We start from the raw sequence: 7931 nt of genomic DNA, 5'->3' as shown, positions 1-7931 counted from the left end.
GAGACAGACAGGATCGTGTCGCTGTCTTCAATAGCGGAGTTGTTGACACCGTACACAATGTTCTTGATGTCGCCCTTACCTGGAGCGGTGAGGATGACCTTGCCAACGCCCTTGGACTTCAGGTGCTGGCCCAAGCCTTCTTCGTCGCGCCAACGACCGGTGTTGTCAACAACAATGGCGTCGTTGATGCCGTATTCGGTGTAGTCCACGGTCGATGGGTCGGACGAGTAGATGACTTTGATGAGGACACCGTTTGCCAGGATGGTGTTGTTCTCCTGGTCGACCGTGATCGAGCCGTCGAACTTACCGTGTACCGAGTCGCGGCGCAGGAGCGATGCACGCTTGATGATGTCGTTTTCGCCATTCTTCCGGACCACGATTGCGCGCAGACGCATTCCGGTTCCACCGTTGCGGTCAATGAGAATGCGCGCAACCAGACGTCCAATGCGTCCAAAGCCGTAGAGCACAACGTCGCGTGGCTCTGGGGTTTCGGCTCCGTTGGTGACGTCGGAAAGTTCGTTCTTGAGGTATTCGCCGAGGTCGCCGCCGGCTTCGCGGTATCCGGCAGCCAGACGTCCAAGGTCAAGGCGGGCACCGGACAGGTTGAGTTTCTGGAGCTCGTTGACGATTGCGAGGGTTTCGTTGAGGTCCAGGTCTTGTCCGTCAAAGTGGCGTGCGTAGCGGTGTGCCTTGACAATGCCGATTGTGGACTTGTTCAGCAGTGAACGTCCGTAGATGGTCAGCAGAACGTCGTTGTTGCGGAACAGACGCCCAACTCCAGGCAGGATCTGTTCGGCAAGCTCGGACTTGGTGTTCCACTCTTGCAGTTTGGTGTTAGCCACTTCGCTCACAGCGACTCCTTCGTGTTTGTGTGCACGTATAGTGCCGGTTTATCTTGCTCGCAGGGTTGCTGCGTTGAAAATTGTTGTGGTGATTGGTTAATCACGTTCCTCGAACCGTTTGAGTCCAAACAGTGTCAAGAAGATGAGACCGATTGCTGTCAGCACTGCAAGCAAAGAACTGGTGAGGTCGATGTCGTCGTCCTTCTGCTGAGCTTGCAGTGGTTTGCCTTGGGGAACCGTATTGAAAACTCGGTCGTCGTGGCTGGTACCCATCCACGCGGCCACCATGAGCAGAATCCTGATGAACAGGTTCATGGACAGCATGATCGCGATCACTGGCCCGAACAGCGCTGCTGTGGGTGAACCAGAAAACACGCTGATGAGCACGGTTGCCAAGTTCAACAGGACGGTCAGGGCCAAAGCACCTGTCAAGGATCCGATCGCACGAGTGCGCATAGGGATCTTCTTGTCCGGGATCGTGGTGAAGATGAACATGAACAGCAACCAGTTCATGGCAACCGCAAGCGCAATCGTGAGGATATTAAACACGATCGCAAACCAGCCGGGGAGGTTCAGCCAGTTCGCGATTGCGCTTTGCAAACCGGTACCCAACACGGTTGCTGTCAGCGTGAGGAAAATGAGAACCAGAATTCCAAGAAGCGTGTACACATTGTTGATAGTGCGCGCAACAAACGGCTCTTTAGGAATGTTGTCCATGTCGTCGGTGAGCTGCGCTCGAATCGCGTCCTTGAGGTTCCCGATGAACCCTTGAGCGGTGAACAGGGCAGACAAGATACCCACGATTCCTACAGCTTCCCAGTTGTCCAGGAAGTTTTGGAGCATGGAGACAAGTTCGTCCTGGCCAGGAGCCGTTTCGGTAATCCAGTCGTTGACAACCCCAACCCACTCGGGCTTCACCACGTCCAGCGTGAAGCCCAGGATTGCGAACGCAAACATGAGGATGGGGATGATCGCAAGAACGAGGAAGTACGTGATTGCTGCACCAAACTGGTTACCCAACCTGGCGCCAAACCGCGCAACCGTGTCCTTGAGGTGAACGACAAACGGCTTGTTGAGCAGTTTCTGCGAACGCGCCAGAGCCGACGAACGCTTAGTCAGAAGAGCTACGTGTGACATTCAATCCTCGTCAGATCTCTAGAGCGTTAAAGTCCGTGGGGCCCTCGCCCTGATCGTAGATATCTTTGGGGCTCCCCACCAACAGGTGATCGGGTCGGTGGGCCACACGGCGGTCCTTGTTGGGGTAGTCGAACTGTGCGAGCACGTAGCGCATCGCTTCGAGGCGGGCACGCTTCTTGTCATTGGACTTGACCACTGTCCACGGTGCTTGCGCTGTATCGGTGTAGAAGAACATCGCTTCTTTGGCTTCCGTGTATGCGTCCCACTTGTCCAAGCTGGCCAGGTCGGTGGGGGAGAGCTTCCATTGCTTGACAGGGTCGGTGGACCGAGAAGTGAAGCGGTGGAGTTGCTCTTCGCGTCCAACTGAGAACCAGAACTTGATGATCTTGATCCCTGAGTTCACCAACATGGTTTCGAACTGCGGGCATGAGCGGGTGAAGTCGAGGTATTCAGCCGGTGTGCAGTAGCCCATCACACGTTCGACACCGGCACGGTTGTACCATGAACGGTCGAACATGACGATTTCGCCGGCCGCGGGAAGGTGCTGAACGTAGCGCTGGAAATACCACTGGGTCTGTTCGCGTTCCGTGGGCTTTTCCAGGGCGACAACTCGAGCGCCGCGCGGGTTGAGGTGTTCAGTGAAGCGCTTGATCGCACCACCCTTACCTGCGGCGTCGCGTCCTTCGAAGATAATGACGACGCGTTCGCCGGTCTCCTTGATCCACGTTTGAAGCTTCAGGAGCTCAATCTGAAGTTTGCGCTTTTCGCGCTCATACGCCGGCCGCGCCATCTTGGTGCGGTACGGGTATCCCTTCTTCCAGGCTTTGGACTTTGATTTGGTTCCGTCGACCTGCCTCTGCAGGGAGCGCAGAGAGTCAATTTCATTGGCGAAGTCTGGAATACCTTCAGGAGTCAGTTCAAACTTAGGCGCGTCCTTAGCTGGTTCGCTCTGTTTGGCGTCAGCAGCATCTGAAGTGACACCCTTTTCTGCGTCTTGTGGGACCGTTGGATCGGTGTCATTGGTGGGCGTGTCTTCACTCATACCGTTAAGTCTATATTTTGAACTATCTGGGTGCCACAACCAGTGTGATGAGAGTCGACGTGACGCTGGTCATTACGCGTTCTCTGGTCCGTAAATATCGTCGATGTAGGAACTGAAGTCCTTGTTGACGATGTGACGCTTCACTGACTGCTTGGCCGAAAGATACCCGTTTTCTTCCGTGAGCTGAGCCGGGACGATCCGGTATTCGCGAATCGATTCAGCGCGAGACACCCTGCGGTTGGCGACTTCAATGGCCTTTGCAACGGCTTCGTTGATCTTGTCGTTGCCAGGCACGTCCTCGAGCGACAGAGCAGGGAGATCTCGGTTTTCCAACCAGGTGGGCAACATCTCCACATCCGGGAACACCAGGACCGAGACGAACTTCTTGCCTTCGCCAATGACAACCGCTTGACCAATAACTGGGTGGCGACGAAGTTCATCTTCAAACGGAGCAGGAGCGACGTTCTTGCCGCCTGCGGTAATGATGAGTTCCTTCTTACGCCCTGTCACGCTGACGTATCCGTCTTCGTCGAGGGCCCCAAAGTCACCCGTGCAGAACCATCCGTCGACAAAGGCTTTTTGAGTTTCTTCTGGGTCGTTGAGGTATTCCTTGAACACGCTGACACCCTTGGCCAGGATCTCGCCGTCGGGAGCTACCGCTACTGTATTGCCCGGAAGAGGCACACCAACGGTTCCGATCTTGGACTTCCCAGGAGTGTTCACTGCGATGGGTGCGGTGGTTTCAGTCAGTCCGTACCCTTCGAGAATGTCCACGCCAATACCTTTAAAGAAGTGGCCTAAACGGAATCCCAGCGGGCCACCGCCGGACACGGCGTGGGTGGCTTGGCCACCCAAAATAGCGCGGAGTTTGGAGTACACCAGAACGTCGAAAAGCTTGTGTTTGGCTTTGAGCCATGGGGACACCTTGCCTTCGCCGAGTGCAATTGAGTACTGCACAGCGACGGCTTCGGCAGCACGGAAAATTGGCGCCTTCTTCTCTGCTTCAGCCTTTTGAAGAGCGGAGTTGAACACCTTCTCGAAAACGCGCGGAACTCCCAGAATGAACGTGGGTCGGAAAATCCCCAGCGCCTCGGTGAGTCGCTTGAGATCCGATTCGTGCGCCAGGGTGACTCCGTGCAACAGGCACATCACTTCGATAAAGCGGGCGAACACGTGCGCGGTTGGGATGAACAGAAGGCACCGCGCGCCAGGAACCACAACCTGGTTGATCTGCACGGCAGCGCTCGCCGAGGTGTCAACGAAGTTTGCGTGTGTGAGAACGCAACCGCGTGAACGGCCCGTTGTTCCTGAGGTGTAAATGATGGTCGCGTCGTCATACTTGCCGCGCGTTGAGCGGGCGGCCTCGACGACCTCGGCGGAAACATTGCGGCCATCTGCCACGAGCGAGCGGTGGCCTGCCTCATCCCACACACTCATCTCGAGGGGTTCTTCGATGTCGCTTGTCTCAAGGGCCTGAGCCACACGGTCACTGTGTGCCTGGGACTCTGCGACGACGAATCGCAGACCAGTGTCCTTCAGAATCCACGCCAACTGTTCTTCGCTAGAAGTGTCGTAGAACGGGACCGAGACGCCACCTGCAAACCAAATCGCGAAGTCGTATGTGGTCCATTCGTAGCTGGTGGCTCCGAAGATCCCCACCCGGTCACCGGGCTTCACGCCGCGGGCGATCAGTCCCTTGGCAACCTCCACGACTTCGCGGTGGAATTGCTGCGCCGAAACAGCGACGTCGCGGTTGTCCTCCAAACGAGACAACATGTGCGCGTGCGGGTCAGCCTTGACCCGGGCTAAAAATACATCGGTGATGCTATCGCGTTCCGGCAGGTCAAAAGTCAAAGGTGTGGAAGATGAACTCATCATTGCGGACATCGAGGCTCCCTGTATGTGTGCGACTCCACCTGCGTGGATACTCAAGTATTTATCCTACGGGCTGGAACCGTTTTTTCTACCCGGCAGTTTACTTGTGGCTGACATGGCTACGCCGGTGCGTGTGAGATAGCCTAAAGTGGCTGTAAACACACAGCTGTAGACCGAGACAACCCCGAAAGGACGCCAATGAGTAACGCTCCTGAGCAGCCCACCTATCGCTACGATGCGCAGCTGGCGGGAGACATTGAACTCAAATGGCAAGATCGTTGGGAAGAAGAGGGGACTTTTTCGTCCCCCAACCCGGTGGGCGACTTGGCCGGGGATAACCGTGACCTGGGGGCGCCCATGTATCTCATGGACATGTTCCCGTACCCGTCGGGGCGTGGCCTTCACGTGGGACACCCGCTGGGGTATTTGGCAACAGATGTGTATGCGCGCTATCAGCGGATGCGCGGACGCAACGTCATGCACGCACTGGGCTATGACGCGTTCGGTCTGCCGGCTGAACAGTACGCGGTTCAGACGGGCCAGCACCCCCGGATCACTACGAATCAGAACATAGATAACATGCGCCGGCAGTTGCGCCGCTTGGGACTGGGACATGACCCGCGTCGTACATTCGCTACGACCGATCCTGAGTTCGTGAAGTGGACGCAGTGGATCTTCGCCAAAATTTTCGACGCCTGGTATGACGTTGACGCAGCCAAGGCGCGCCCCATCAGTGAACTGATCGAACAGTTCGAAACTGGTGCGCGTGACACCGGCCGAGGAGCATGGGCGGACCTGAGCCCACGTGAACGTGAAGAAGTTTTGCAGAACTACCGCTTGGCGTATGTGAGCGAATCGCCAGTGAACTGGTGCCCGGGCCTGGGTACCGTGCTCGCTAACGAAGAAGTGACCGCAGAGGGCCGCTCTGAGCGCGGGAACTTCCCGGTCTACACACGCAAACTCAAGCAGTGGAACATGCGGATCACTGCGTACGCCGACCGTTTGGACGCGGACTTGGACGCAGTGGACTGGCCCGAAGCGGTCAAGCACATGCAGCGCAACTGGATTGGAAAATCGGTGGGTGCCTTGGTGCGTTTCACCGGCCCCAATGTCCCGCAGCTCGAGGTGTACACCACGCGTGCCGACACGCTGTTCGGTGCCACATTCGCCGTTCTTTCCCCAGAACACCCGCTCGTCGATGAGTTCGTGCAGGGTGCGTGGCCAGAAGATGTGAACCCCACCTGGACGCAGGGGGTGGCAACCCCCGCCGAGGCGGTAGCCGGGTACCAGCGTGCCGCGGCTGCGAAGACCCCGGCCGAGCGTCAGGAAGACAAGAACAAAACGGGTGTGTTCACGGGTAGCTATGTGAAGAACCCTGCAACCGGGCAGGATATGCCCGTCTTTGTGGCGGACTACGTGCTCATGGGGTACGGAACCGGCGCGGTCATGGGTGTGCCGGCAGAAGACAGTCGTGACTGGGATTTCGCTAAGGAATACGGCCTGCCTTATATCCGCACGGTTGAACCGCCGGCAGATCACGACGAAGATACGCCGTACTTGGGTGAAGGCCAGAAGATCAACTCGGCGAATGAACACATCGATGTCAACGCGGTCGACGTCGATGAAGCGAAAAACCGGGTGGTGACATGGCTTGCCGAACACGGGCTTGCCGAAGAGACCACGCAGTATCGCTTGCGTGACTGGCTGTTTAGCCGTCAGCGCTACTGGGGTGAACCATTCCCCATCGTGTACGACGAAGAAGGCACCCCACATCTGATTCCTGAGGACCAGCTCCCGGTTGATCTTCCAGAGCTGGAAAACTTCAGCCCCAAGACCTTCGAACCCGATGACGTGGACTCCGAACCGGAACCACCTCTGGGGCGTAACCGCGACTGGGTCACCGTCGAACTCGACCTGGGAGATGGGCTCAAAACCTACACCCGCGAGACCAACACGATGCCCAACTGGGCAGGTTCGTCGTGGTACCAACTGCGGTATGCGGACCCACACAACGACCGTGCACTCGTCGACCCCGAGAACGAAAGGTACTGGCTGGGGCCACGGGAAGACAAGAAGTCCGGGGGAGCTGACCTTTACATCGGCGGTGTTGAGCACGCGGTCCTTCACTTGCTGTACGCCCGCTTCTGGCACAAAGTCCTCCACGACCTCGGGCACATTTCCAGCTTTGAACCGTTCTACAAGCTCATCAACCAGGGGTACATCCAGGCGTATGCGTTCACCGACGCGCGGGGCGTGTACGTGCCAGCCAATGAGGTTGAAGAAAAAGAAGATGGCACGTTCTGGTATCAGGGCGAACAAGTGTCGCGCGAGTACGGGAAAATGGGTAAGTCGCTCAAGAACATGGTGACACCCGACGACATGTACGACGAGTACGGCGCCGACACGTTCCGCGTATATGAAATGTCGATGGGACCGCTCGAAGTGTCACGCGCATGGGAAACCCGTGCTGTCGTGGGTGCTCAGCGCTTCTTGCAGCGCGTGTGGCGTCTGATTGTTGACGAAGACTCCGGCGAACTCAAGGTGACGGATCAGCCAGCCGACGAGGAAACCTTGCGCGTTTTGCATTCCACGATTGCAGGTGTGCGCGACGACATGGACAACTTCCGTTTCAACACGGTGGTCGCCAAGCTGATCGTGCTCACCAACCACCTCACCAAGGTGGGAGTCTCGCCGCGTGAGGTCATTGAGCCACTTGTCGTCATGCTCGCTCCACTTGCCCCGCACATTGCGGAGGAACTGTGGAGCAAGTTGGGCCACGAACACACCATCACATATGCAACCTTCCCCGAGGTCGACGAGCGTTACCTGGTTGAAGAGACCGTCACGTGCGTGGTTCAGGTAAAGGGTAAGGTGCGCGACCGCTTGGAGGTCTCGCCGGACATCTCCGATGAGGAACTCGAAAAGTTGGCGCTTGCCTCTAAGGGCGCCCAGCGTAGCCTGGACGGCGCCGAGGTGCGCAAAGTGATCGTGCGTGCGCCCAAACTCGTGAACATCGTGCCCATGTAACCAAAGTG

Annotated in this window: 5 protein-coding genes; 1 reads left to right on the top strand and 4 read right to left on the bottom strand. The window is 57.3% G+C overall.

The window, feature by feature from the left end; translation table 11 throughout:
- From MHX53_RS10895 to MHX53_RS10880, 4 genes are all read right to left on the bottom strand, one after another.
- Positions 1-851 (bottom strand): glyceraldehyde 3-phosphate dehydrogenase NAD-binding domain-containing protein (locus tag MHX53_RS10895; RefSeq protein ID WP_343212372.1); only part of this gene is annotated, 851 nt, incomplete at its 3' end.
- A gap of 87 nt (positions 852-938) precedes the next feature.
- Positions 939-1979, bottom strand: coding sequence for a YhjD/YihY/BrkB family envelope integrity protein (locus tag MHX53_RS10890; protein ID WP_204515872.1), 1041 nt, complete (start codon positions 1977-1979; stop codon positions 939-941).
- 10 nt (positions 1980-1989) lie between these two features.
- Positions 1990-3021 (bottom strand): polyphosphate kinase 2, encoded by a 1032-nt coding sequence (gene ppk2, locus MHX53_RS10885; protein WP_239272717.1) that lies wholly within the window; start codon positions 3019-3021, stop codon positions 1990-1992.
- 72 nt (positions 3022-3093) lie between these two features.
- On the bottom strand, positions 3094-4908 hold the full coding sequence (locus MHX53_RS10880; RefSeq protein WP_239272716.1) for a long-chain fatty acid--CoA ligase: 1815 nt from the start codon (positions 4906-4908) through the stop codon (positions 3094-3096).
- Positions 4909-5094: 186 nt separating this feature from the next.
- Here MHX53_RS10880 and leuS point away from each other — a divergent pair, with 186 nt between their 5' ends.
- The gene (gene leuS / locus MHX53_RS10875) at positions 5095-7923 is read left to right on the top strand and encodes a leucine--tRNA ligase (protein ID WP_239272715.1); all 2829 of its coding nucleotides are present in this window, start codon (positions 5095-5097) and stop codon (positions 7921-7923) included.
- Positions 7924-7931: the final 8 nt, after the last annotated feature.

Origin of the sequence: Brevibacterium sp. ACRRH, assembly GCF_022346365.1 — a bacterium.
In the GTDB taxonomy this organism is placed as follows: domain Bacteria; phylum Actinomycetota; class Actinomycetes; order Actinomycetales; family Brevibacteriaceae; genus Brevibacterium; species Brevibacterium paucivorans.
This window is presented reverse-complemented; position numbering and strand designations above follow the sequence as displayed.

Coding starts and splice junctions, on each gene's coding strand:
- leuS (WP_239272715.1), top strand. CDS start 5,095: ATGAGTAACGCTCCTGAGCAGCCCACCTATCGCTACGATGCGCAGCTG.
- MHX53_RS10890 (WP_204515872.1), bottom strand. CDS start 1,979: ATGTCACACGTAGCTCTTCTGACTAAGCGTTCGTCGGCTCTGGCGCGT.
- ppk2 (WP_239272717.1), bottom strand. CDS start 3,021: ATGAGTGAAGACACGCCCACCAATGACACCGATCCAACGGTCCCACAA.
- MHX53_RS10880 (WP_239272716.1), bottom strand. CDS start 4,908: ATGTCCGCAATGATGAGTTCATCTTCCACACCTTTGACTTTTGACCTG.